Annotated in this window: 18 protein-coding genes and 1 pseudogene; 10 read left to right on the top strand and 9 right to left on the bottom strand. The window is 63.3% G+C overall.

The window, feature by feature from the left end; genetic code table 11:
* The first annotated feature begins 48 nt into the window (after positions 1–48).
* The 7 genes from GQA94_RS11710 to GQA94_RS11680 all read left to right on the top strand — a co-directional run bounded on the left by GQA94_RS11710 (position 49) and on the right by GQA94_RS11680 (position 7,588).
* The gene (locus GQA94_RS11710) at positions 49–1,038 is read left to right on the top strand and encodes an ABC transporter permease (RefSeq protein WP_158188191.1); all 990 of its coding nucleotides are present in this window, start codon (positions 49–51) and stop codon (positions 1,036–1,038) included.
* A gap of 10 nt (positions 1,039–1,048) precedes the next feature.
* Entirely contained in the window at positions 1,049–1,843 is a 795-nt protein-coding gene (locus GQA94_RS11705; RefSeq protein WP_158188190.1) for an ABC transporter ATP-binding protein, read from the top strand.
* 39 nt (positions 1,844–1,882) lie between these two features.
* Positions 1,883–3,001, top strand: a complete 1,119-nt coding sequence (locus tag GQA94_RS11700) for a methyl-accepting chemotaxis protein (protein ID WP_158188189.1) — start codon at positions 1,883–1,885, stop codon at positions 2,999–3,001.
* A 2-nt stretch (positions 3,002–3,003) separates the two neighbouring features.
* The gene (locus GQA94_RS11695; RefSeq protein ID WP_233270152.1) at positions 3,004–3,699 is read left to right on the top strand and encodes a hypothetical protein; all 696 of its coding nucleotides are present in this window, start codon (positions 3,004–3,006) and stop codon (positions 3,697–3,699) included.
* Positions 3,700–3,808: 109 nt separating this feature from the next.
* Complete coding sequence (locus tag GQA94_RS11690) at positions 3,809–4,252, top strand: thioesterase family protein (protein ID WP_158188188.1); 444 nt, start codon at positions 3,809–3,811, stop codon at positions 4,250–4,252.
* Positions 4,253–4,614: 362 nt separating this feature from the next.
* Positions 4,615–5,826, top strand: coding sequence for a nitrate/nitrite transporter (locus GQA94_RS11685; RefSeq protein WP_158188187.1), 1,212 nt, complete (start codon positions 4,615–4,617; stop codon positions 5,824–5,826).
* Positions 5,827–5,914: 88 nt separating this feature from the next.
* On the top strand, positions 5,915–7,588 hold the full coding sequence (locus GQA94_RS11680; protein WP_158188186.1) for a bifunctional protein-serine/threonine kinase/phosphatase: 1,674 nt from the start codon (positions 5,915–5,917) through the stop codon (positions 7,586–7,588).
* On the opposite strand, the gene GQA94_RS11675 is transcribed toward GQA94_RS11680, so the two are convergent.
* On the bottom strand, positions 7,585–7,896 hold the full coding sequence (locus tag GQA94_RS11675) for a class I SAM-dependent methyltransferase (protein ID WP_158188185.1): 312 nt from the start codon (positions 7,894–7,896) through the stop codon (positions 7,585–7,587). The two genes, GQA94_RS11680 and GQA94_RS11675, sit on opposite strands and share 4 nt — an antisense overlap.
* A gap of 484 nt (positions 7,897–8,380) precedes the next feature.
* Between GQA94_RS11675 and GQA94_RS11670 the strand changes: the two are divergent.
* From GQA94_RS11670 to cobA, 3 genes and pseudogenes are all read left to right on the top strand, one after another.
* Positions 8,381–9,706, top strand: a pseudogene (locus tag GQA94_RS11670) (NAD(P)/FAD-dependent oxidoreductase); the annotation flags it as partial.
* A gap of 74 nt (positions 9,707–9,780) precedes the next feature.
* Positions 9,781–12,480 carry a nitrate reductase gene (locus GQA94_RS11665; protein ID WP_158188183.1) on the top strand — a complete coding sequence of 900 codons (2,700 nt, stop codon included), beginning with the start codon at positions 9,781–9,783 and terminating at the stop codon, positions 12,478–12,480.
* Positions 12,481–12,550: 70 nt separating this feature from the next.
* Positions 12,551–13,288 (top strand): uroporphyrinogen-III C-methyltransferase, encoded by a 738-nt coding sequence (gene cobA, locus GQA94_RS11660; RefSeq protein WP_158188182.1) that lies wholly within the window; start codon positions 12,551–12,553, stop codon positions 13,286–13,288.
* 133 nt (positions 13,289–13,421) lie between these two features.
* Here the strand turns inward: cobA and GQA94_RS11655 are convergent, their stop codons facing one another.
* The 8 genes from GQA94_RS11655 to GQA94_RS11620 form a co-directional block, all read right to left on the bottom strand.
* On the bottom strand, positions 13,422–15,776 hold the full coding sequence (locus tag GQA94_RS11655; RefSeq protein WP_158188181.1) for an efflux RND transporter permease subunit: 2,355 nt from the start codon (positions 15,774–15,776) through the stop codon (positions 13,422–13,424).
* Positions 15,777–15,788: 12 nt separating this feature from the next.
* A complete protein-coding gene (locus GQA94_RS11650) occupies positions 15,789–16,883 on the bottom strand; it encodes a WD40/YVTN/BNR-like repeat-containing protein (RefSeq protein WP_158188180.1) in 1,095 nt (364 codons plus the stop codon).
* A 280-nt stretch (positions 16,884–17,163) separates the two neighbouring features.
* Complete coding sequence (gene pepN, locus GQA94_RS11645; protein WP_158188179.1) at positions 17,164–19,821, bottom strand: aminopeptidase N; 2,658 nt, start codon at positions 19,819–19,821, stop codon at positions 17,164–17,166.
* 105 nt (positions 19,822–19,926) lie between these two features.
* Complete coding sequence (locus GQA94_RS11640) at positions 19,927–20,760, bottom strand: DUF2797 domain-containing protein (protein WP_158188178.1); 834 nt, start codon at positions 20,758–20,760, stop codon at positions 19,927–19,929.
* Positions 20,760–21,035 (bottom strand): YeaC family protein, encoded by a 276-nt coding sequence (locus GQA94_RS11635; RefSeq protein ID WP_158188177.1) that lies wholly within the window; start codon positions 21,033–21,035, stop codon positions 20,760–20,762. Before GQA94_RS11635 ends, GQA94_RS11640 begins: the two co-directional genes overlap by 1 nt.
* A 71-nt stretch (positions 21,036–21,106) precedes the next feature.
* Entirely contained in the window at positions 21,107–21,982 is an 876-nt protein-coding gene (locus GQA94_RS11630) for a rhomboid family intramembrane serine protease (protein WP_158188176.1), read from the bottom strand.
* Positions 21,983–22,942 carry a metallophosphoesterase gene (locus tag GQA94_RS11625; protein ID WP_158188175.1) on the bottom strand — a complete coding sequence of 320 codons (960 nt, stop codon included), beginning with the start codon at positions 22,940–22,942 and terminating at the stop codon, positions 21,983–21,985.
* Positions 22,942–23,829: an NAD(+) kinase gene (locus tag GQA94_RS11620; RefSeq protein ID WP_158188174.1), complete on the bottom strand. Its 888-nt coding sequence runs from the start codon at positions 23,827–23,829 to the stop codon at positions 22,942–22,944. The genes GQA94_RS11625 and GQA94_RS11620 overlap by 1 nt, the downstream gene beginning before the upstream one ends.
* Positions 23,830–23,879 lie beyond the last annotated feature (50 nt).

Genomic DNA, 23,879 nt, shown 5'->3' with positions numbered 1-23,879 from the left:
CGCCCTACGGGAGCCGAGCGCGGCTCCCCTTCTGGAGAGGACATGTCGATGAGCAATCCAGCCGTCGTACAGAACATCAAAGAAACCTTGAGGGCTGGCCGTCAGGCCCGGCTCAAGCGCTGGCTACCGCAGGTGCTCATGCCGCTGGTGGGCATCTTCGCCTTCCTGCTGTTCTGGCAACTGGTGGCAGCGAATATCCAGACCAGCCTCGGTCAGTTTCCCGGCCCGAGCCAGGTGGCCGAGCAGTTCAACGGGCTGGTCGATGCGCACATCCAGTCGCGCGAGAAAGCCGAGGCGTTCTACCAGCGTCAGGAAGAACGCAACGCCGCCAAACTGGCCAAGAACCCCGATGCCGATGTGAAGATTCGCCCCTACACCGGCAAGCCGACCTTTTTCGAACAGATCTTCACCAGCCTCTACACGGTGATGACCGGCTTTGCCCTCGCCTCGCTGATCGCGGTGCCGCTGGGCATCGTCTGCGGACTGAGCAAGACGATGTACAGCGCCGTCAATCCGCTGATCCAGATCTTCAAACCGGTGTCGCCGCTGGCCTGGCTGCCGCTGGTGACCATGGTGGTCAGCGCCGTCTACGTCAGCGAAGACCCGTTGATGGCGAAATCCTTCGTCACTTCGGCGCTGACCGTGGCGCTGTGCTGCCTGTGGCCGACCGTGATCAACACCACCGTGGGTGTCGCCAACCTCGACAAGGACCTGCAGAACGTCAGCCGGGTGCTGCGCCTGTCGCCACTCAGCCACGTGCGCCGCATCGTCCTGCCCGCGGCCATTCCAATGATTTTCACCGGCCTGCGCCTGTCGCTGGCGACCGGCTGGATGGTGTTGATCGCCGCGGAAATGCTGGCGCAGAACCCTGGCCTCGGAAAATTCATCTGGGATGAGTTCCAGAACGGCAGCTCCAACTCGCTCGGCCGGATCATGGTCGCAGTGATCGTCATCGGCCTGATCGGCTTCGCCCTGGATCGCATCATGCTGATGCTCCAGCGCCGCGTGAGCTGGGACAAGAACGCAGACCTGCGCTGAGGAATCCACCATGCACAATGCCCATCTCGAACTCACCGGCGTCGGTATCAGCTTTCCCACTGACAAGGGACTCTACTGCGCGCTGCAGAACGTCAACCTGCGCATCGCCAAGGGCGAGTTCGTCTCGCTGATCGGCCATTCCGGCTGCGGCAAGTCGACGGTGCTGAACATCGTCGCCGGCCTGTATCAGGCCACAACCGGCGGCGTCATCCTTGATGGCCGCGAGGTCAACGAACCCGGCCCGGAACGCGCCGTGGTGTTCCAGAACCACAGCCTCTTGCCGTGGCTGAGCTGTTATGAAAACGTCGAGCTGGCCGTGCGACAGGTCTTCAAGAGCCAGAAAAGCAAACGCGAGATGCGCGACTGGATCGAGCACAACCTCGATCTGGTGCACATGACCCACGCCCGCGACAAACGCCCCAGCGAGATTTCTGGCGGCATGAAACAGCGCATCGGCATCGCCCGTGCGCTGGCGATGCAGCCGAAGGTGCTGCTGATGGACGAGCCCTTCGGCGCGCTCGACGCACTGACTCGCGCGCACCTTCAGGACTCGCTGATGGAGATCCACGCCGACCTCGGCAACACCGTGATCATGATCACCCACGACGTCGACGAAGCCGTGCTGCTTTCCGATCGCATCGTGATGATGACCAACGGCCCATCCGCAACCATCGGCGAAATCCTGCGCGTCGAGCTCGAGCGTCCACGTGATCGCATGACCCTTGCGCATGACGCTCAGTACCACGCCTGTCGGGCACAGGTCCTGGAGTTCCTCTACCAGCGCCAGCAACGGCCAGCGGCCTGACAAGCCATCAGGAAGGCAATCGAGAAAAGGATCATGAGCATGGACAGAGCGTTGAACGGCACGCACCCGGTGCACCACGCGCCACTCGCGTCATCGGCCGCCCTGCAGTCGTACATGGATTGGCTATTGCTCGCCGCCTGGGCCATGGCGTGTATTGCGGGGCTCTGGCAGCAGCAACTGCTGGCGCTGGCCCTCGCCTGCATCGCCGTAGGTCTGCAACTGACCCAACAACGCAAACGCCGCGAGCAACAGCGCCACAGTGATCATCTGCTGGCAGTGCTCGGCCAGCAGCAGGGGCTCAGCGCGCCTCGTGAGGATCTGGTCGCCACCTTTGGCGCTCAATCGCTGCGCAGCGAACGTTTGCGAAGTGAAGTGCGGTTCGCCAGCGATGCCCTGGAGCGCATGGCCGGAACCGCCGAGCACAGCAGTGTCGACCAAGCCGAGCGAGTGCTGGCGATGACCGACGCCAGCAAGGCGCTTATCCACAACCTGGAGCGCGTCAGCACCCTGGGCCAGCAAGCCATGCAAGCCTTTGCCGACACCCATCGGCAAAGCCAAGCCGGCCGCGACAACGCGACGTCGGTCAGCACCAGCATGGGCGAGGTGCGCCAGAGCATGCAGCGCACCTGCGATGCGGTCGGCCAGCTACTGCAGGACACGACCGCCGTAGGCAAAGCCGCCCTGAGCATCCAGAACGTCGCCAAGCAGACCCAGCTGCTCGCTCTGAATGCTTCCATCGAAGCGGCGCGCGCCGGCGAGCATGGCCGCGGTTTCGCCGTGGTCGCCGACGAGGTTCGCCAGCTGGCACTGACCAGCGATCGCGCGGCTCAGGACATCACCGCCGTGGTCGCCACCACCGAAAACGCGGTTCGCCGCGTCGAGGCCGAAGTCGTCCAGCATCAGCAATTGCTCGAGCAAAGCGGCGAGCGGAGCAGCGCATTGGCCGCCGAACTCGATCAGTTGGCGCGGCGCAGCCAGTCGAGCCTGGCCGAACTCGATCACCTGCAAACCGCCCTCGACGAACAGCGAGACAGCAACCGCCTGTTGCGCGAACAGCTCGACCACGTCGAAACCGGCGTCGAGCGCCAGCGCACCCAAGCCGAAGAACTGCACAGCCTGACCCTTTACCTCACTCGTCTCAGCCGTACGGAAGCCTGACCATGGAAGTATCGATCGCCCTGACCCTGGCCGCCTGCCTGGTGCTGCTCGGCAACCATCTCAGCCGCGTTGCAGCCGAACGGCATCGCAAACGTCTGAGCGCAACCGATGTCCAGGCGCTGCAGCATTCGCTGGAAATCCTTCAATACGTGCAGAAACACCGCGGCCTGGGCGGGCAATCTGATGCCGCGGCAGCCGCGCAGCGGTTGGCGGTTGCGAGCCATCTCGACCGACTCTGGCAGGAATGGAAAGGCGAAGAAAACCGCCCCACGATGCGGGCTCTGTGGCAGCAGGTCCGCCGGAATCCGGCAAACTTCGAACCCCACTGCCTCCTTATCGAGCAGGTCCTCGAAAGCATTCATGTGCTCGAGCTTCGCCTGGCCTACCTGGGCAACCCGCAGGTGGCCGGCCTATGCGAGGCGTGTCGCGCGCTGGAAGACCTCGGCCGGTTGCGCGGCCTGGCGGTGCGTGCAGCCAACTTCGAAAGATGCCCGCTGGATATGCAGATCCAGATGCGCTATCTCTGCCTGCGCCTCACTGATCCGCTCGGTGGCAAGACCCTGAGCAACCTCATCGAACACCTGGAACGCAACCTGATCAACGCGCCGCGGGTCAGTCTGGCGCCAGCCGAATGCTACGCGCTGATCACGCCGATCATCGACGAGCGCTTGCAGGGCATTCGCCACAGCATTGCCTGATCTGCAGCGCGCGACGTACGGGCTATCAGTTGGTTGAATCATGCTTGGGGCTGACGCGCGGACACGTAGAATCAGCGCCCGCACCAAGCATCCAGTAAACGAGAGCACCATGGCCCGCCTGACCCTGCAATTTCCCGAAGACCAGTTCTGTTTCACCACGCAGTTGACCGTACGCATCACCGATATCAACGCGGGCAACCACCTCGCCAACGACTCGATGATCTCGATGATTTCCGAAGCCCGTGCGCGCTTCCTGTTCGCCTATGGCATCGCCGAGACTCGCAAGGACGGCAGCGGTATCATCGTCACGGATCTGGCGACCACCTATAAAGCCGAGGCTCACGCCCGCGACGTGCTGTTGTTCGAGGTTGGCGTGATGGACTTCAACAAGTACGGCGGCGACATCATCTTCCGCATCACTCGCCCCGCCGACGACACGCTGATCGCCATGGCCAAGTCGGGCTTCGTCTTTTACAACTATCTGGACACGCGGGTGGTGCCCATGCCCGCCGAGTTCGGAGCGAAGTTTCCCAAGGTCAATCGCCTCGCCTGATGCGCCCCACTTCGAAGCACGGCGCACCATGGGCGCGCGCTCCCTCCGATCAAAAGCCTACTGACGGCTCTGCATACGGCTGAAACCGGCAGTTTCGTCTCTTGGCACACCTTCTGCTTATCCCGAGACAGGTAGCCAAAGGCGGTTACTCACAGACATGACAAAGGCGTCGCGTTGCCCCGTTGAGACTGACGGCGGTTTCGCGGCGCTTTTTTTTTGCCCCAAAGGACCGGGGCGCGAGCGGCAACGACCCAGCGGCTCGCAACAGCTTCACGCGGCGCCAGATCGAATCGGTTGGCGGCCATCGCATTCTCCGTCGCCCGCCTCGGCGCGTCGGTTGCCCTTGTCTAGTGAGGTGTTCGATGAATACGAGTTTCTGGAAATCCGGCCATACGCCGACGTTGTTCTCCGCCTTTCTCTACTTCGATCTGAGTTTCATGGTCTGGTATGTGCTCGGCCCGATGGGCGTGCAGATCGCCGCTGACCTCGGCCTGACCACGCAACAGCGCGCCTTTATGGTCGCGACGCCGATCCTTTCCGGCGCGGTGCTGCGCCTGGTACTGGGCGTGCTGGCTGATCGAACCTCGCCGAAGACGGCCGGGCTATTCGGTCAAATCGTGGTGATCGCCGCGCTGTTCGTGGCCTGGGTACATGGCATTCACAGTTACGAGCAGGCACTGCTGCTGGGCCTGTTTCTCGGCATGGCTGGCGCCTCCTTCGCCGTCGCGTTGCCACTGGCTTCGCAGTGGTACCCGCCCCAGCATCAGGGCAAAGCCATGGGCATCGCCGGCGCCGGCAATTCCGGCACCGTGCTCGCCGCCCTGTTCGCCCCGGTGCTGGCCTCCACCTTCGGCTGGAGCAACGTGTTCGGCCTGGCGCTGATTCCGCTGGTCCTGGTCCTGATCATTTTCGCCAGCGTCGCCAAGAACGCGCCGAACCGCCCCGCGCCCAAGTCCTTCGCCGACTACATGAAAGCGCTGGGCGACCGCGACAGCTGGTGGTTCATGTTTTTCTACAGCGTGACCTTTGGTGGCTTCCTCGGCCTGGCCAGCACCCTGCCCGGCTACTTCCATGACCAGTACGCCTTCGATCCGGTCAAGGCCGGCTATTACACCGCCGCCTGCGTGTTCGCCGGCAGCCTGTTGCGGCCGCTCGGCGGCGCGCTGGCCGATCGCATCGGCGGCATCCGCTCGCTGCTGGTGATGTACACCCTGGCAGCCGTCTGTCTGTTCATCGTGGGGTTCAACCTGCCCAGTTCGACCGCCGCTCTGGCGCTGTTCGTCGTCGCCATGCTCAGCCTCGGCGCTGGCAATGGTGCGGTGTTCCAGTTGGTGCCGCAGCGCTTCAACAAAGAAATCGGCGTGATGACCGGGCTGGTCGGCATGGCGGGCGGTATCGGCGGCTTTCTGCTCACCGCAGGGCTGGGCGCGGTCAAGCAGGCCACCGGCGACTACCAATTGGGCCTCTGGCTGTTCGCCAGCCTGGGTGCGCTGGCCTGGTTTGGCCTTTATGGTGTCAAGCGTCGCTGGAGAACCACCTGGGGCTCTTCCGCGATGACCGCCGCACGGGTCTGACTCCCGAACAGACTACAAAAAGGCAGGCCACAGGGCCTGCCGATGTCGTTCATCCACCTGCCCGCGCGCGATCCGGAGTGATGCCTCAATGCCCTTGCAGCTGTCGTTCGGCGAAGCCACCGCAACCGGCCCGCGTGCGGAGAATCAGGACGCGCTGCGCATCGTCACACCGACGCCGGGCCTCGCCGCGAGCAAAGGCGCGCTGTTCGCCATCGCCGACGGTGTCAGCCAATGCGCCGATGGCGGCCTGGCGGCACGGGCCACGCTGCAGGCATTGGCCACCGACTACTACGCCACCCCGGAAACCTGGACCGTCGCGCAGTCGCTCGATCGGCTGCTGGTCGCGCACAATCGCTGGCTGCAAGCCAACGGCGGCGGGCAGCCACTGCTGACCACGCTGACCGCGCTGGTGCTGCGCGGTCGGCGCTTCACCCTCGCCCACGTCGGCGACTGCCGCGCCTACCGCTGGCTCGACGGCCAGCTGCAGCGGCTGAGCGAAGATCACGTCTGGGAACAGCCGAACATGCAGCACGTACTCAAGCGTGCCATGGGCCTGGATCAGCATCTGGTGGTGGACTATCTGGACGGCGAACTTCGCCTCGGCGAAACCTTCGTGCTGCTCACAGACGGCATCTGGGCCAGCATTACCGAGGGCGATATCCAGAACATCCTGCGCGCCGAGCCGGATCTGTCCAATGCGGCCACGGCACTCGTCAACCTCGCCCACCAGACCGGCAGCCAGGACAATGCCAGCGCGTTGCTGCTGCGGGTCGACGAGCTGCCGGAAACCGCTCTGGCCGACGCACTCGCGCAACTGGCGGACTGGCCGTTGCCACCCAGGCTGCGGCCCGGCCAGGCGTTCGAAGGCTGGACTGTCGAGGCGTTGCTGGGCGAGTCGCGCCAGTCGCTGGTCTATCGGGTCCGCGATCAACAGGGCCACCCCTGGATTTTGAAGACACTGCCACCCAGCCGCGATGACGAACCGGACGCCGGCCCTGCGCTGCTTCAGGAGGAATGGTTTCTGCGTCGCGTCGCGGGGCGTCATTTCCCGGAAACCCATGGCCTGCCCCAGCGCCAGCACCTGTACTACGTGCAACGCGAATACAGCGGTCAGACCCTCGCCCAGCAGTTCGCCCAACAGGGCCCGATGGCATTGCCCGACTGGTTGCAGCTGGCGCCACGGCTGATCCGCGCACTGGGCATGCTGCATCGACGCAACATCCTGCATCGCGACATCAAACCGGAAAACCTTCATCTGGACGACGATGGCGAGCTTCGCCTGCTGGATTTCGGCCTGGCCTACTGTCCGGGGCTGTCCCGGGACCTGCCGCACAACCTGCCAGGGACGCCGAGCTTTATCGCACCGGAAGCCTTTGCTGGCGTGGGGCCGAGCCGCGAACAGGACCTTTACGCGGCGGGTGTCACCCTCTACTACCTGCTCACCGGCCACTACCCCTACGGCGAGGTGGAAGCCTTCCAGCGCCCGCGCTTCGGCAGCCCGGTCCCGGCCAGCCGCTATCGGCCCGACCTGCCCCAATGGCTGGACGACCTGCTCAGGCGCGCCGTCGCGGCCGAGCCTGCACAGCGCTTCGAAACGGCGGAACACTGGCTACTCACGCTCGAACAGGGCGAGCGCCTGGCGATCGGCGCGCCCACCTTGCCACTGCTCGAACGAGAGCCCCTGAAGGTCTGGCGCGGCCTCGCCCTGCTCTCGCTGCTGCTGAATCTGGTCTTGCTGGTGTGGCTGGGCAAAGGCGGCTAGCGCCGCAGGATCAATCCCTGCCGCGCCACTCGCGTCAGCTCCCGAATGCACTCATCAAGACGCTCGCCATGGGGGGCCTGGATCACCGCCAGATCGAAACTGTCCGCCGCGAACTGCGCCAGCGATTCATCGGCCCCGGCGAATTGAACGAGAAACGCCCGCGGCTTGCCCCAGCGCCTGGGCCAACCGTCGAGATAACGCAGCAGCGAGGGCTGATGGCTGCCGCCAAGGAGGATTTTCGGGTTGCTGCGAACCAGCCCGCCAGTAATCGGGGCCAGACGTAGAGGAGCGCGTTGTAATGCATTCATTGGGAGAGATCCCGCCTCGAGGATTCCGCTGGGCAGCGGTGGGAGGCGACACCGAACCAGCGCTTTAGCGGTATTTCGAAGCCTTCGGCTCCAGGCGCCCCGCAAGTAGCTGACTAAATCGGCGCATGGGCGAAACAATAAAAAGCGACACGGTTGCTGTCAACGGTCAATTGCACACAACCCGTCGAGCCGCTGCACCAGCACTGCGCGACACGCATCATATAAGTGCAGAAAGAGCCGCTTCAAACCCTGTCAATCCACCCAAACACCCGAAAAACCCAGGTAACCCAAGGTTGGCACAGCCTCTGCATTGCATGACTCCACATCAAGCCGGGCCTTCAACGTAGAGGGCCGGGCTCCGAATACGGAAAACAAGGACAAAGGCGTCCTCACCGGGTAACCGGTGGGACGCCTTTTTTCGTTGTTGGATTTTTCAACGGCATGGCCGGGTCGCGATCAGCACCGGCCCGGCGCGGAGAACGGCATGAAAAAACTCAAGCTGGTGATGATTGGCAACGGCATGGCCGGAGTTCGCACTCTGGAAGAGCTGCTCAAGCTCGCCCCCGACCTGTACGACATCACGGTATTCGGTGCCGAACCCCATCCCAACTACAACCGTATCCTGCTCTCGCCGGTCCTCGCTGATGAGCAGACCTTCGAGGAGATCGTGCTCAACGACCTCGACTGGTATGCCGAACACAACATCCGCCTGATGCTCAACCGCAAGGTTACACAGATCGATCGCGCCAGGCGCCGCGTCATTGCCGAAGACGGCAGCGAGGCCGAATACGACCGTCTGCTCATTGCCACCGGCTCGACGCCTTTCATCCTGCCGATCCCTGGCAACCGGCTCGACGGGGTGATCGGCTATCGCGATATCGCCGACACCCAGACGATGATGGATGCCGCCAGGACCCACAGGCATGCCGTGGTCATCGGCGGCGGCCTGCTGGGCCTGGAAGCGGCCAACGGCCTGAAGTTGCGTGGCATGGACGTGACCGTGGTGCACATCGGTGAATGGCCGATGGAACGCCAGCTCGACAAGACCGCCGGCACCCTGCTTCAGCAGGCGCTCGAAAGCCGTGGTCTGAGTTTCAAGATGCAGAAGCAGACCGCCGAGCTGATCGGCAACGACCAGGGCCGGGTCCGTGCCGTGCGCTTCGCCGATGGTGAGATGATCGATGCCGATCTGGTGGTGATGGCCGCCGGTATCCGTCCCAACAGCGAACTGGCAGAACAATCGGGTATTCCCTGCAACCGCGGCATCCTGGTCAACGACACCCTGCAGACCTACGACCCGCGGGTGTACGCCGTCGGCGAATGCGCCAACCATCGCGGCACCGCCTACGGGCTGGTCGCGCCTTTGTTCGAGCAGGCCAAGGTCTGCGCCAACCATCTGGCCATGCTCGGTTTCTCACGCTATCTCGGCTCCGTCACCGCGACCAAGCTCAAGGTCACCGGCATCGACCTGTTCTCCGCCGGGGATTTCATCGGCGGCGAAGGCACCGAAACCATCACCCTCTCCGACCCTATCGGCGGCGTGTACAAGAAACTGGTGATCAAGGACGACATCCTCGTCGGTGCCTGCCTCTACGGCGACACCGCCGATGGCGGCTGGTATTTCCGTCAGCTTCGTGAAAATCACAACGTGGCGCAGATTCGCGATCACCTGATGTTCGGTGCGGCCAGCTCAGGCGAAGGGACCCTCGGCAACACCGCCCATCAGGCCCCGAACAAGGCGATGAGCGCGCCCCATGGCATGGGCACCCGCATCAATACTCGTCAGAAGCAGGGGCTGTCCGTCGACGACGACCGCGCCACGGCATGCGCCTGAGCAGCCGACCCGCGAGCCCATCCATGAACCCATTGCCAGGAAACGACGCCATGCGCCAGACAACCGCCTCGACCTGTTGCTACTGCGGCGTAGGCTGCGGGGTACTGATCGAACACGACGGCGAGCGCATCCTCGATGTCGCCGGCGACCCGAACCACCCGGCCAACTTCGGCAAGCTGTGCAGCAAAGGCTCGACCCTGCACCTGACCGGCGACCTTGACGCGCGCGCACTCTATCCCGAGCTGCGACTGGGCAAGGGCCTGGCCCGTAGCCGCAGCGACTGGGACAGCGCACTGGATCACGCCGCCACGGTGTTCGCCGAGACGATTGCCGAGCACGGCCCTGACAGCGTCGCCTTCTACATCTCCGGCCAGTTGCTGACCGAGGACTATTACGCGTTCAACAAGCTCGCCCGCGCACTGGTCGGCACCCACAACATCGACTCCAATTCGCGCCTGTGCATGTCGTCCGCGGTGGTCGGCTACAAGCGCAGCCTCGGCGCCGACGCCCCGCCATGCAGCTACGAAGACATCGAACAGAGCGACTGCGTGCTGATCGTCGGCAGCAACATGGCCTATGCCCACCCGGTACTGTTCCGGCGCCTGGAAGAAGCCAAGGCGAAGCGTCCGGACATGAAGGTCATCGTCGTCGACCCGCGACGCACCGACACCTGCGAGCTGGCCGACCTGCACCTCGGCATCCTGCCGGGAACCGATGTCGCCCTGTTCCACGGCATTCTGCACCTGCTGCTGTGCGAAGGCTGGATCGACCGTGCCTTCATCGACGCACACACCGACGGCTTCGATGCGCTGAAGAATCTTGCGCGCGACTACAACCCGTCGATGGTGGCCGACCTCTGCGGCATCAGCGTGAATGAACTGCAGCGCTGCGCACGAATGATCGGTAACGCGCCGAGCTTTTTGTCGCTCTGGTGCATGGGCGTGAACCAGTCAACCTCGGGCAGCGCCAAGAACAGCGCCCTGATCAACCTGCACCTGGCCACCGGGCAGATTGGCCGCAGCGGTGCCGGTCCCTTTTCCCTCACCGGCCAACCCAACGCCATGGGGGGGCGCGAAACCGGCAGCCTGTCCAATCTGCTGCCCGGTCACCGCGAAGCCGGAAACGCCGACCATCGTGCCGAAGTGGCGGCTTACTGGGGGGTGGACAGTCTGCCCGAAACCGCCGGCCTGTCTGCGATCGAACTGTTCGATGCGGTGCACAGCGGGCAGATCAAGGCACTCTGGATCGCCTGCACCAATCCCGCGCAATCCATGCCGGATCAGCAGAAAATCCACGAAGCATTGGCCGCCTGCCCCTTCGTCGTCGTGCAGGAGGCGTTCTTCACCACCGAAACCTGTCGCTACGCAGACCTCCTGCTGCCCGCCGCCAGTTGGGGCGAGAAGCAAGGCACGGTGACCAACTCGGAGCGTCGTGTCAGCCACGTGCGCGCCGCCGTCCCCGCGCCAGGCGAGGCCCGCGCCGACTGGTCGATCACCTGCGACTTCGCCCGCCGCCTGGAAGCCCTGCTGCGCCCCGGCCAGGCCAGCCTGTTCGGATTCGACTCCGCCGCCGCGCTGTTCGAGGAGTACAAGCTGCTCACCAAGGGCCGCGATCTTGACCTGTCCGGACTCAGCCACGCGCTGATCGACCAACTCGGCCCGCAACAATGGCCCTTCCCTGCCGGCAGCCGGCACGGCACGGCGCGGCTCTATGGTGACGGCGTGTTCCCCACCGACAATGGTCGCGCGCGCTTCCTGGCCGAGCATTACCAGGCGCCGCAGGAAAAGCGCGAGGCCCGCTTCCCGCTGACCCTCAACACCGGTCGCCTGCGTGACCACTGGCACGGCATGAGCCGTACCGGCACCGCCGCGCGATTGTTCGGCCATGTCGAAGAAGCGATCCTCGGCATGAACGCCGACGACATGCGCCGCCGTCGCCTGCTCGACGGTCAACTGGTCAGAATCCGTAGCCGTCGCGGCGAATTGGTGTTGCCGGTGCAAAAGGACGACGGCCTGCGAGCCGGACAGGCGTTCATGCCCATGCACTGGGGCGACCGCTTTCTCAAGGGGCTGGGCGTGAATGTCATCACCCTGCCCAGCTTCGACCCACTCTCGAAACAACCCGAGCTCAAGCACGCCGGCATCGAGGTAGAGCGAGTCGATCTGCCCTGGCAGTTCTTCGCCCTGGTGGAAGGCGCGGTGCAGCAGCGTTTCGAAGCGCTGCGCCCGCTGTTCGATGGGTTCGCCTATGCCAGCTTCAGCCTGGCCGGACGTGAGCGTGCGGCACTGGTCATTCGAGCCGCCTGCCGCGAAGCGCCAAGCGCCGAACGACTGGCTCGCATTGATCAGTTGCTCGGCCTCGATCAGGGCCCGGTGATGTCCTACGACGACCCGCGGCGCGGGGTCGGCAAGCGGGTCCGGATCGAGGAAGGCCGTATCGTTGCCCTGAGCCTGTCCGGCGAAACGGCCGCGCGCCACTGGCTGAAAGCCCTCTGGAGCGACGGCAAGGCCGATACGGCCCTGCGCCGCTGGATGCTCGCACCGCTGAGCAACCCACCGGGCGACAGCGACTTCCAATCCGTCAAAACCCTGTGCAATTGCATGAATGTCAGCCAGGACGCGATCTGCACCGGAATTGAACGAGGCCTGGATCTGAATGGCTTGAAGCAGGAGCTGGGTTGCGGCACCAGCTGCGGCTCATGCGTACCGGAAATCAAGCGACTGCTGGTCAAAGCGCCGGCGGTGGCTTGAGCGATTCCACAATGACAGGCCATGCAGCACGCATCGCCGACCCGATCACGGCAGCACGAGAGGTGGAAACATGAGCGCAAAAGTCTGGCTGGTTGGCGCAGGTCCCGGTGACCCTGAACTGCTGACGCTCAAGGCCGTGCGGGCCATGGGCGAGGCACAGGTGGTGCTGATCGACGATCTGGTCAATCCTGCCGTCCTCGAACATTGTCCGAGCGCACGGGTGATTCCGGTCGGCAAGCGCGGCGGTTGCCGCTCGACGCCACAAGCCTTCATTCATCGTCTGATGCTGCGCTACGCCCGTCAGGGCAAATGCGTCGTGCGGCTGAAAGGCGGCGACCCGTGCATCTTCGGTCGCGGCGGCGAAGAGGCTGAATGGCTCGCCGCACGCGGAATCGAGGTGGAAATGGTCAACGGCATCACCGCCGGACTGGCGGGCGCCACCCAGTGCGGGATATCCCTGACCCAGCGCGGCGTTGCCCGCGGCGTGACGCTGGTCACCGCGCATACACTCGACGGCAGCAGCCCCGAATGGCATGCACTGGCGAAGACCGGCACGACGCTGGTGGTCTACATGGGCGTAAGCAGCGTGCATCAGATCCAGACCGGCCTGATCGAAGGCGGCCTGCCGCCGAGCACCCCCGTGGCGATGATCGAGAATGCTTCCCTGCCCCAGCAGCGCGAATGCCGTTCGCAACTCGGACACATGTGTCACGATGCCGCGAGCTTCGGGCTCAAGAGCCCGGCCATCCTAGTGATCGGCGATGTCGCGGCACACACCGTCACGCAGGCCCTGAGCCGGACGGCCTGATCACCACACCCCAACCTCGTGGGCCGGATGCCGTCGGCCAATGGCCATCGACGCGCGGCGCAACAGGCCGGACGGCATCGGCGCAAAAAAAAACCGCGGCTCAAGGGCCGCGGTTTTTTTGTCTAGGCGAACATCACGCCTTGTGCTGCAGCTTCTCCGGCTTGATCAGGAAGCGCGCCAGCGCCGGCAACAGCCAGATCGCACCGACCATGTTCCAGAGGAACATGAAGGTCAGCATCAACCCCATGTCGGCCTGGAACTTGATGGCCGAGAAGACCCAGGTAAACACACCGATCGCCAGGCAGATACCGGTGAAGATGACCGCCTTGCCGGTGGACTTCAGGGTTTGGTAATAGGCCTCCTGCAGCGTCAGGCCCTGACGCAGGTAGGATTCCAGACGGCTGTAGATGTAGATGCCATAGTCGACCCCAATGCCCACGCCCAGCGCGATCACCGGCAAGGTCGCCACTTTCACGCCGATGCCCATGAACGCCATCAAGGCATTGCCCAGAATGGAAGTCAGCACCAGCGGCAGGATCACGCAGAGCGTCGCCGCCACGGAGCGGAAGGTCAGCAGACACATGAAACTCACCGCGGCGTACACCGCGATCAGCATGGTGGTTTCGGATGCGCCGATGACTTCGTTGGTGGCCGCTTCGATACCGGCGTTACCGGCGGCAAGGACGAACTCCAGCCCTTCGCGGTTATTTTCCTCGGCGAATTCACGCGCTGCGGAGACGACGTGCTCCAGCGTCTCGGCCTTGTGATCGTTGAGGAAGACCAGTACCGGAGCCAGCGAGCAATCGCTGTTGTACATGCCTTCGGCACGCGCGATGGAGCTATTGAGGACGAACTGGTTACGCGACAGCGTTTCCCATTTCAGGCTGCCCTCGTTCATGCCCTTGATGCTCTGGCGTGCCACGGTGACCATGGAAACCGCCGACTGAACGCCCTCGGTGTTTTCCATCTTCCACATCAGCTCGTCCATGGCGGCGAGCGTGTCGTAGTGGGCACAACCCTCAGGCGCGGTCTTGACCATCACCACCAGCACGTCGGAACTGGTGGAGTAGTTGCGGATCACGAAATCGTTGTCGAGGTTGTAGCGCGAGTCCGGGTGCAGTTCCGGCGCACCCTGGTCGAGATCGCCGATCTTCAGGTTCTGGCCGTACCAGAGGCCGCCACCGACCGCCAGCAAGGCGATCACGATGGAAATCGGCGCAACCACCGGGTTGGCGAAGTTCGACAGCAAGCGCCAGAACGGATGGTTACGGGCCGCTTCCTCGCGGGCCTGCTTGACCGCGCGCCGGCTGATGCCCATATAGGAGATCGCGACCGGCAACAGGATCAGGTTGGTCAGGATGATCACCGCCACGCCCAGCGATGCGCCGATCGCCAGCTCCCGGATAACGCCGATATCGATCAACAGCAGCGTAACGAAGCCGACCGCGTCGGATGCCAGCGCCACCATGCCGGGGATGAACAGCTGACGGAACGCCATGCGCGCCGCTGACAGCGGATCGTCGGTTTCGCCGGAGGCCATGGCGATGCCGTTGATCTTCTGCACGCCGTGGGAGATGCCGATGGCGAAGACCAGGAACGGCACCAGCATCGAATAGGGATCGAGGCCGAAACCGAGCGTGTGCAGCAGGCCGAGCTGCCAGATTACCGCGATCAGCGTCGTGATCACGACGGCGATGGTGCTCTTGAAACACCGGGTGAACCACAGCAGCAGCGCCAGGGTGATCCCGATGGCGACGAAGAAGAACAGCGCGACACCGACCAACCCATCGATCAGGTCGCCCACTTTCTTGGCGAAACCGATGATGTGGATTTCCACGTTCGGGTTCTGCGCCTCGTACTTGTCGCGAATCTTCTCTTCCAGCTCGTGGGAAAACTTCTGGTAGTCGAGCTTGATCAGCTTGCTGCGGTCGTCCGGGTCCGAATAGGACTCCATCAACGGCACGTCGATGATGCTGGACTTGAAGTCGTTCGCCACCAGTCGCCCGATCTGCCCGGACTTGAGAATGTTGCTGCGCAGATCGCCCAGGCTCTGGGGCGAGCCGTCGTAGGTCTGCGGGATCACTTCGCCGCCAGCGAAGCCCTGCTCCGTCACCTCGGTCCAGCGGACACTCGGACTCCACAGCGACTTCATGTTCGAGCGGTCGACACCCTGGATATAGAACACCTCGTCGTGGATCTGACGCAGGGTTTCCATGTATTCCTTGGAGAAGATGTCGCCGTCCTTGGCCGCAACGGAAATCCGCACCGTATTGCCCAGGTTGGCCAGGTCATCGCGATGCTGGAGCATGTTCTGAATGTACGGATGCCCCAGCGGGATCATCTTTTCGAAACTGGTCGACGGACGAACCTGGGCGGCCTGGTAGAACAGGAACACGCTGATCAACAGGCAGATCAGGATCACGGCCGGTCGATTGTTGAATATCAGGCGCTCGAGGAAAGAGGCCGGCTTCTGTTGATGCTTGGTCATGTTGGCTCCGGCTTATTGTTGTTTTACGGGCAGGTTCGCGCCGCTCGGCGAGACGACCCTTACGCCGCTTTGCCCAACGAGGACCAGGTTGCCCTCCGGGTTGGCGACGACGCCTGACAGCGACCGGCGATCCGGCCGGCTGAACAGTTTGAAACTCTGCCCTTTGTCCTCGCTGCTCAGTACCGTGCCGCCGTGTCCGACCACCACGATGCGCCCGTCGGGCAGCAGGTTGCCGTCCGCCAGCCCGGACTCGAGTGCCTCACCGCCGTCGAGCAGTTCGATCGGCTGCCAGCTGTCTCCGAAATCGGTAGAACGGAACAGATGACCGCGCAGGCCGAACGCCACGACCACACCGGGCTCGCCCCCGCCGACGACGCCGAAGAACGACCCTTGATAAGGCGACTCGACGCGCTCCCAGGTCTCGCCCATATCGGTCGAACGGAACATGCCGCCCATTTCACCGACGATGAACAGACCGGAGCCGGGGATTTGCGCGATGGCGTTGAGGTGCGTGCCGTCCTCGTTGTCGAGGCGGTCGGCGACGTCTTCCCAGTTCTGGCCGCCGTCAATGGTTTCCAGCAGCACGCCGTAGGCACCCGTCGCGAAACCGTGTTGGGGGTTTTCGAACCAGACATCCAGCAGCGGCACCTCGCCTTCGCGATTTTCGTACTGTCGGCTCCAGGTTTCGCCGCCGTCATTGGTCGCCAGGATCAACGCGTCGTGACCGACCGCCCACCCATGCTTGTCGTCGGCGAAGTAAACCGCGGTGAGCAACTGCCGCGTCGGCACCTTGGCCTGCATCCAACGGGTGCCGCCATCATCGGAATAGAGAATGTGCCCCCGGTCCCCGGCCGCGACCAGTCGCGCGCCGGCATAGGCGACATCGAGCAGAAGTGAGGTGGCGGCTTTGTTCGATTCGATCGCATAACGCGCGCCTGGCTCTGCCGCGCCTTGCGCTTGAGCCGGTGCGGCGACCAGAACCAGAATCGAGAGCGCACTGCAGAGCGAGAGTGTTCTTGCCAGCGATGAGCGACTGCTGAACATCGGCGTGCGAAGCGATCTTGCCGCACGGCCGAATTGGGTGCGCCACATGACGGGCTCACTCATACATACCCCCTTTATTCTTATTAGGTAAGGCCTGAGCTTGGTATCAAGCTGGGCCATGCTATAGGGCTTTCGAAAGCGGCGGCAATTGAATGGACGTTATGTTTTGTTAAGCCAGGCTGATTGATGTTGCCCGATAGGCACGCCTTATGGCATGGGGGTTCGAGGCGAATTGTGTTTCGCTTGCACGCCGGTGATCGAGGCCGCCGTAAAAAGAAATCCCGCGACGAGGCGCGGGATTCAAAAAGGCTCATCGGTCAGCCCGAGGCCCTCGGATCGAGCCTCAGGCGAGGCTCTTGCTGACCACCTCATAGACGTCGCTGGACAGCTCGCCAGAGGCCAGAATCCGCTCCAGCTCGGCCTTCATCAGGCCCTGACGGCTGGCGTCATACTTGCGCCAGCGGGTCAGCGGTGCCAGAAGGCGCGAGGCGATCTGCGGGTTGAGCGTGTTGAGCGTGATCACCTGATCGGCCAGGAAGCGGTAACCGCCGCCGTCCGCCCGGTGGAAATTGACCAGGTTCTGATTGGCGAAGGCACCGATCAATGCGCGGACCTTGTTCGGGTTCTTCAACGTGAACGCCGGGTGCTGCATCAGCTGCTGGACACGCTCCAGGCCGCCCGGTTGGGTATTGCCGGCCTGCACGCTGAACCACTGATCCATCACCAGCGGGTTGTCCTTGAAATGCTCGGCGAAGGCTTCGAGCGCCTTGTCGCGCTCGGCGGCATAGGTGGAGTTGACCAACACAGCCAAGGCGGTCAGGCGCTCGGTCATGTTGTCCGCCTGCTCGAACTGTTCGACACAGGCGGCGACCACTTCCGGCGTGCCGCTGAGCATCAGGTAGGACAGTGCGATGTTCTGCAGCGCACGTCGTGCGAAGTGACCCGCTTCGGCGATATAAGTCGTCTGGCGTGATACATCGCGATTGGCCTGGTAACGCGCCCAGAGAAGATCGAACAACGCCGTGGCGATGCGCTCACGCGCGAAATCACGCGCCGCATGGATGGCATCGACATCTGCCACGGTGCTGATTTCCGTGAGGTAGGCTTCGCTGGGCAACGAGAGCATTTCGGCGACCATGGCCGGATCGAGCGACTCATCCTGCAACAGGCTGCGCAACGCCTCGACCAGACGCGGGTCAAGCTGCAGCGCTTCGCCACGCTGATGCTGGCCGATCATTTCCTGCAGCACTTGCACGGACAACTGCTGGCCCGCCTCCCAGCGGTTGAAGCCATCGGAATCATGCTGCATGAGGAACATCAGCTGATCGCGGCTATAGGGGAACTCCAGCTTCACCGGCGCGGAAAATCCGCGCAACAGCGAGGGCAACGGTTGTTCGGCGACGTCGACGAAGGTGAAGCTCTGCTCGGCCTGATCGACCGCCAGCACACGGCTCGTCCCGACCGCCGCGTCCTCGCCCTGCAGGCGCAGCGCGATCTCGGTGCCCTGGCCATCGAGCAAGCCCAGCGAGACCGGAATCACGAATGGCTGCTTCTCGCTTTGCCCCGGAGTCGCGGGGCAGCTCTGGCGGAAGGTCAGCGTATAGGTCTTGCCGGCCGCATCGTACTGCTCGCTGACGGCCAGGCGCGGCGTACCTGCCTGGCTGTACCAGCGCTTGAACTGGGTCAGGTCGGCGCCGTTGGCGTCTTCCATGGCTTTGACGAAATCGTCGACTGTGACCGCCTGGCCGTCATGGCGCTCGAAATACAGGTCGCTGCCCTTGCGAAAACCCTCCGCGCCCAGCAGCGTCTGGATCATGCGCACCACTTCGGCGCCCTTCTCGTACACGGTCAGGGTGTAGAAGTTGGAAATTTCGATGAAGGATTCCGGGCGCACCGAGTGGGCCATCGGGCCGGCGTCTTCGGCGAACTGATGGGTGCGCAGGTAGGACACGTCTTCGACGCGCTTGACCGTTGGCGAGTTCATGTCGGCACTGAACTGCGCATCGCGGAAAACGGTAAACCCTTCCTTGAGCGACAGCTGGAACCAGTCGCGGCAGGTTACGCGGTTGCCTGACCAGTTGTGGAAATACTCGTGGGCGACGATCGCCTCGACGCGCTGGTGCGCGGCGTCAGTCGCCGTCTCGGCCCGCGCCAGCACGGCGCTGGAGTTGAAGATGTTGAGGCCCTTGTTTTCCATGGCGCCCATGTTGAAATCGTTGACCGCGACGATCATGAAGATATCCAGATCGTATTCGCGTCCGTAGGCCTGCTCGTCCCACTTCATGGATTTTTTCAGGCTGTCCATGGCGTGCTGGCACTTGTCGATATTCTCGGGCTCGACATAGATGCGCAGCGCGACGTCGCGACCGCTCATGGTGGTGAAGCTGTCCTCGACGCACCAGAGATCGCCGGCCACCAGCGCGAACAGATAGGCCGGTTTCCTGAAGGGGTCTTCCCAGGTGACCCAATGGCGGCCATCCTCCTCTTCGCCGCTGGCGAGTGGATTGCCGTTGGAGAGCAGGATCGGATAGGCCTGCTTCTCGGCACTGACCGTGGTGGTGAATGTGCTCATCACGTCCGGACGGTCAAGGTAGTAGGTGATCTTGCGAAAACCCTCGGCCTCGCATTGGGTGCAGAACATGCTGCCCGATTTGTACAACCCTTCCAGCGCGGTGTTGCTTTCCGGGTGAATCACTACCGTGCTGTCGAGGGTAAAGCTGGCGCTGTCGGGCTGCAGGGTCAGGCACTCCCCGGCCACCTCGTACTCACCCAGGCCAAGCGAGCGGTCATTGATCGAAAGCGACAGCAGTTCGAGGTCCTGGCCGTGCAATTCGAGCGGCGGCAACCCCGCACCGGCGTCCGGGTTGCGGCGCATCACCAGTTGCGCATGGACCAGTGTGCGGTCCTCGTAGAGTTCGAAGGTCAGATGGGTTTCATCGATCAGGTACTCGGGCGCCTGGTAATCCTTGAGATGAATGACTTTCGGTTGTTCGGTGCGCATCGGGTTGGCCTCTTCATGGCAACTTCAAGCGGTGAGCTGGAGGTTGCGCGTCAATGGTTCAGTTGGTGGATCGATCGAACAGGATCCACCCACAAGCCTTGAAGCTTATGCGTTGCTGCTTGCAGCAATCTGATAGGCAGTGAATTTGCGAATGTTGATCACACCCGTATCGAGGATCAGGTATTGACCCTTGATGCCGCGCAGGGTGCCTTCGACCACCGGTGTCTTTTCCAGATCGAGACTGACGATCTTGGTTGGGTAGGCGTCGACCGGATAGCGGATTTCCACTGCTTCGGCATCGGCCAGCGGCTGGATCGCCTGCAAGCCATAGCGCTGCTGGAGACCGCGCAGGCCCTCGGCGCAGGCATCGAAAATCCGCTCACGGATCTCGACCAGGTCGATCGGTTCGGCATCGCCCTTGAGCAGCGCACGCCAATTGGTACGATCAGCCACCTGGCTGCGCAACAGGTCTTCGACCATGCCCGATTGCTGGCGGGTGGCGACGCGCATGATCGGCAGCGCCTGGCTCGCGCCCTGGTCGAGCCAGCGCGTCGGCAGTTGCGTGGCGCGGGTGATGCCCACCTTGATGCCCGACGAATTGGCCAGGTAGACCACATGATCGGTCATGCAGAAGTCCATGCCCCACTGCGGATCGCGGCAGGTGCCGAAGTCGTGATGGCATTTTTCCGGGCTCATGATGCAGATGTCGCACTGCGGCAGCTTCTTGAAGCACGGGTAGCAATAGCCCTGGCTGAAGCTCTTGTTGGTCTTGCGACCGCAGTGGCTGCAATGAATGGCGCCGAGGTTTTCGAGCCGCAGCGTCTTGCCGATCAGCGGGTTGACCGGCACCCGCTGGTCATCGAGGCAGAAGGCATATTGCGCTGGCGCGCCGAGTTGCACCGACATTTTGCTCAGTGCGCCGCGTCCCAGTTCGAGCATCAGTGACGGGTCCCGGAAGCCGGCGCGAACAGGCTGGTATCGATCGGCGCCTTGTTCTTGCTCTTGGAGGCGCATTCCTGGCCGCCCATGTAGCCGGTGCGCTGTTCTTCGGGCAGGTTCTGGATTTCCCAGGCGGTCATCGCACCGAGACAGATTTCCTTCTGCTCAGGGGTCAGCTTGCGACCATCGTTCCACTTGCCCAGCTCGACGGCGGTCTTGAGGCTTTCGTAGATTTCAGGGGTGATGTTTTCGATGGCTTCGATAAAGGACGACATGACCGGCTCCCGGGGAAACAAGCGAGCATTCTACCGAGCGCCGACGCTTAAAGGAAAACCCGATCGACCTTTCAACTGCGCCGCCGCGCAGCCCTGCGACGCGACAGCATGCCGCCGAGGATACCGGTCAGGCATCCGGCGGCCAGGCCGCCGACGTGGGCAGCATTGGCAATCGCCAGCGCGCCGAAGCTCACCAGTTCGATCACGCCGGTCAGGCAAACCACCAGCCAGATCAACATCAGCACGACCACGCCGGGCGGCAGGCGGTAGGCCTCGTCCGGCGACAACTTCTGGTACAGCCAGCAATGCCCGAGCAGTCCGTAGAGCACACCGGACAGGCCACCAAAAATGCCGGGACCACCGAACACGTATTGCGACAGGTTGGAAACGACGCCAAACGCCAGGGTCAGCCCCAACAGCATCAAGGCACCCTGGCGGTACTCGATGCGCCGGCCAAGCTCCCAGTACCACATGGCGTTCATCGCCAAGTGAAGGAAGCCAAAGTGGACGAAGATCGGCGTGACCAGCCGCCACCATTGTCCGGCGGCGAGCGTTTGCTCGAGCGTGGCGAAATAGGCGTATTCGCCGTCGATGCGAAAATCACTGAAGCTCAACCAGCGGATGGTGTCGAAATTTTCGCCAAGCAAGGTGATGGCGGCGGCGACGAACGTCAACAGCAGGACCGCTGCGGTCAACGGGCTACGGCGCAGGCTCGCGAGGAAACCGCCACCGCGGCGCACCGGTTGCTCAGCCACGACGGCTCCGTCGCCTTGCGGATAGCGTCGATACAGCTCGCGCACCTGCTCGGCGGTTTCGGCCGGCACTCGCAGCACCTGCTCGCCCGCTTCTTCGGATACCCGACAAGGCACCTGCAGGCGCCGCAGCAATGCGATGAAACCACTCAGGTCTTCTGACAACGGCAGGCGCAACGCCTCTACTACGACCATCTAGCGCTCCACGTTCACCCAGACGAACTTCGCCGGGTCGAGTCGGGTTTCCTGATCGAGCCGGTAGGCCACCAGCTTGCCGAATTTCACCGCGCTGTAATCCAGGCACGCCAGGTTGTGGCGTATGGGAGCGGGCTCACCGCTACGCCAGTAATGCCCGACGAACAACAGCGGCTCGTCGGGGCCGTAGAGGAACAAGCGGCTCTTCTGACTCTCGCTGAGCGGCAGGCGGGCCGCTTTTTCCGGCAGCCCGTCGGGCTGAAACACGATATCGCCGTAGGTCTTGGGATTTTCTTCCCAGAACTTGGTGCGGAAGAAGCTGCGGGTAAAGCCCTCGGCGCTGGTCAGCGTCAGGCCCTCGGGCAGCGGCATGTCTGTGCCGCGCAGCAGGCGATCCAGCGCCTTGGCAGCGAAGCCGTCGGAAAAAGCGGCGTCACGCAGAAACTCGAGATCGACGCAACCGTGCCGCAAGCGCTGACGCAGCGGGTCGATCACTGCGGTATCCCAGCAGGCATGAACGACGCGGAAGCGCTCGCACTCGAGAAACAACGGCAGCTCCATGAACCAGTCGCGCATGGCCTGCCATTCGTCCGGATAGCGCTCGAATTGCTCGAATGTCTGTTGCAGCAACATCTCATAGCGCGGCGTGTGCTCACGGACGAAGCGCTTGCCGCTTTGCGGCGGAGCGGGCGTGTACCACCCCAACGCGTTGAATTCGTGATTGCCCATGATGCAGTAGGCGTGCCCGGCCTCGACCATGTCGTGCACCAGATGCAGCGCCTCGCGGATGCGCGGACCACGGTCGATGATGTCACCGAGGAAGATCACCTGCCGCCGTGGATGCTGCCAGACGCCCTGATGCTGGCTGTAGCCAAGCTGATCGAGCAGGCGCGCCAGGGTACGGGCGCAACCGTGCACGTCCCCGATGAGGTCGTAGGCGCGCGCCGGGTCGAGGATCACTATTCGCCCCCACCGAGGCGACTGCCCCAGCCGAGCTTGGTACGGCAAACCTCGTAGTAGTTGTGGTCGAGCGGGTGGATCAGGTGCAGCTTCTGCGGCTTCTTGCGCACCGTGACGGTATCGCCCGGCGCGCAGGTGAAGTGGTTCTGGCCGTCACACGAGACCTGCGGATAGATCTGCATGTTCGGCGAAACCACGATTTTCAGCTCACTGTTGCCGTCCACCACGATCGGTCGGCTGGACAAGGTGTGTGGGTACATCGGCACGATGACGATGGCATCCAGACGCGGGTGCATGATCGGCCCTCCGGCCGAAAGCGAGTAGGCCGTCGAGCCCGTAGGGGTAGCCACGATCAGCCCGTCGGCCTTCTGGCTGCAGACGAACTGGCCGTCGATGTACAGTTCGAACTCGATCATCCGCGTCGATTTGCCCGGATGCAGCACGACATCGTTGAGCGCATCGCCTTCGCCGATGGACTCCTCGAAGCGCCGCACCTGCGCTTCCAGCAGGAAGCGATTTTCAAGCGTGTATTGGCCGCTGAGCACCTCGGCGACCTTCTCCTCCAGTTCGTCGGGGCGTATATCGGTGAGAAAGCCCAGGCTGCCACGGTTGATCCCCAGCACCGGCACACGGTGCCTGGCCATCGCCCGCGCCGCACCGAGCAGGCTGCCGTCACCGCCCACCACGATCACCAGGTCGCAGGAGTCGCCCAGCCGTTGTCGCGACGAGGTCTGCATACCGTGGCCCGGCAGGACCTCGGCAATGTTCTCTTCAAGGATGACGTGCAGACCGCGGTCCACGAGAAACCTTTTCAGTCGGCGAATGGTATCGAGCACCTGGGAACTGCCCAGGCGACCGATGATGCCGATATTGCGGAACTGATCCATTGAAGCTCCCTGATAGGCGTGGCTGGTAGCGGGCGGGCATACGTCGAGGA

The organism is Stutzerimonas stutzeri (assembly GCF_009789555.1).
GTDB lineage: Bacteria > Pseudomonadota > Gammaproteobacteria > Pseudomonadales > Pseudomonadaceae > Stutzerimonas > Stutzerimonas stutzeri_R.
This window is presented reverse-complemented; position numbering and strand designations above follow the sequence as displayed.

What these genes read in the sequence shown, in the direction of transcription:
- GQA94_RS11710 (WP_158188191.1), top strand. Translation starts at nt 49, where the DNA reads ATGAGCAATCCAGCCGTCGTACAGAACATCAAAGAAACCTTGAGGGCT.
- GQA94_RS11705 (WP_158188190.1), top strand. Translation starts at nt 1,049, where the DNA reads ATGCACAATGCCCATCTCGAACTCACCGGCGTCGGTATCAGCTTTCCC.
- GQA94_RS11700 (WP_158188189.1), top strand. Translation starts at nt 1,883, where the DNA reads ATGGACAGAGCGTTGAACGGCACGCACCCGGTGCACCACGCGCCACTC.
- GQA94_RS11695 (WP_233270152.1), top strand. Translation starts at nt 3,004, where the DNA reads ATGGAAGTATCGATCGCCCTGACCCTGGCCGCCTGCCTGGTGCTGCTC.
- GQA94_RS11690 (WP_158188188.1), top strand. Translation starts at nt 3,809, where the DNA reads ATGGCCCGCCTGACCCTGCAATTTCCCGAAGACCAGTTCTGTTTCACC.
- GQA94_RS11685 (WP_158188187.1), top strand. Translation starts at nt 4,615, where the DNA reads ATGAATACGAGTTTCTGGAAATCCGGCCATACGCCGACGTTGTTCTCC.
- GQA94_RS11680 (WP_158188186.1), top strand. Translation starts at nt 5,915, where the DNA reads ATGCCCTTGCAGCTGTCGTTCGGCGAAGCCACCGCAACCGGCCCGCGT.
- GQA94_RS11675 (WP_158188185.1), bottom strand. Translation starts at nt 7,896, where the DNA reads ATGAATGCATTACAACGCGCTCCTCTACGTCTGGCCCCGATTACTGGC.
- GQA94_RS11665 (WP_158188183.1), top strand. Translation starts at nt 9,781, where the DNA reads ATGCGCCAGACAACCGCCTCGACCTGTTGCTACTGCGGCGTAGGCTGC.
- cobA (WP_158188182.1), top strand. Translation starts at nt 12,551, where the DNA reads ATGAGCGCAAAAGTCTGGCTGGTTGGCGCAGGTCCCGGTGACCCTGAA.
- GQA94_RS11655 (WP_158188181.1), bottom strand. Translation starts at nt 15,776, where the DNA reads ATGACCAAGCATCAACAGAAGCCGGCCTCTTTCCTCGAGCGCCTGATA.
- GQA94_RS11650 (WP_158188180.1), bottom strand. Translation starts at nt 16,883, where the DNA reads ATGAGTGAGCCCGTCATGTGGCGCACCCAATTCGGCCGTGCGGCAAGA.
- pepN (WP_158188179.1), bottom strand. Translation starts at nt 19,821, where the DNA reads ATGCGCACCGAACAACCGAAAGTCATTCATCTCAAGGATTACCAGGCG.
- GQA94_RS11640 (WP_158188178.1), bottom strand. Translation starts at nt 20,760, where the DNA reads ATGCTCGAACTGGGACGCGGCGCACTGAGCAAAATGTCGGTGCAACTC.
- GQA94_RS11635 (WP_158188177.1), bottom strand. Translation starts at nt 21,035, where the DNA reads ATGTCGTCCTTTATCGAAGCCATCGAAAACATCACCCCTGAAATCTAC.
- GQA94_RS11630 (WP_158188176.1), bottom strand. Translation starts at nt 21,982, where the DNA reads ATGGTCGTAGTAGAGGCGTTGCGCCTGCCGTTGTCAGAAGACCTGAGT.
- GQA94_RS11620 (WP_158188174.1), bottom strand. Translation starts at nt 23,829, where the DNA reads ATGGATCAGTTCCGCAATATCGGCATCATCGGTCGCCTGGGCAGTTCC.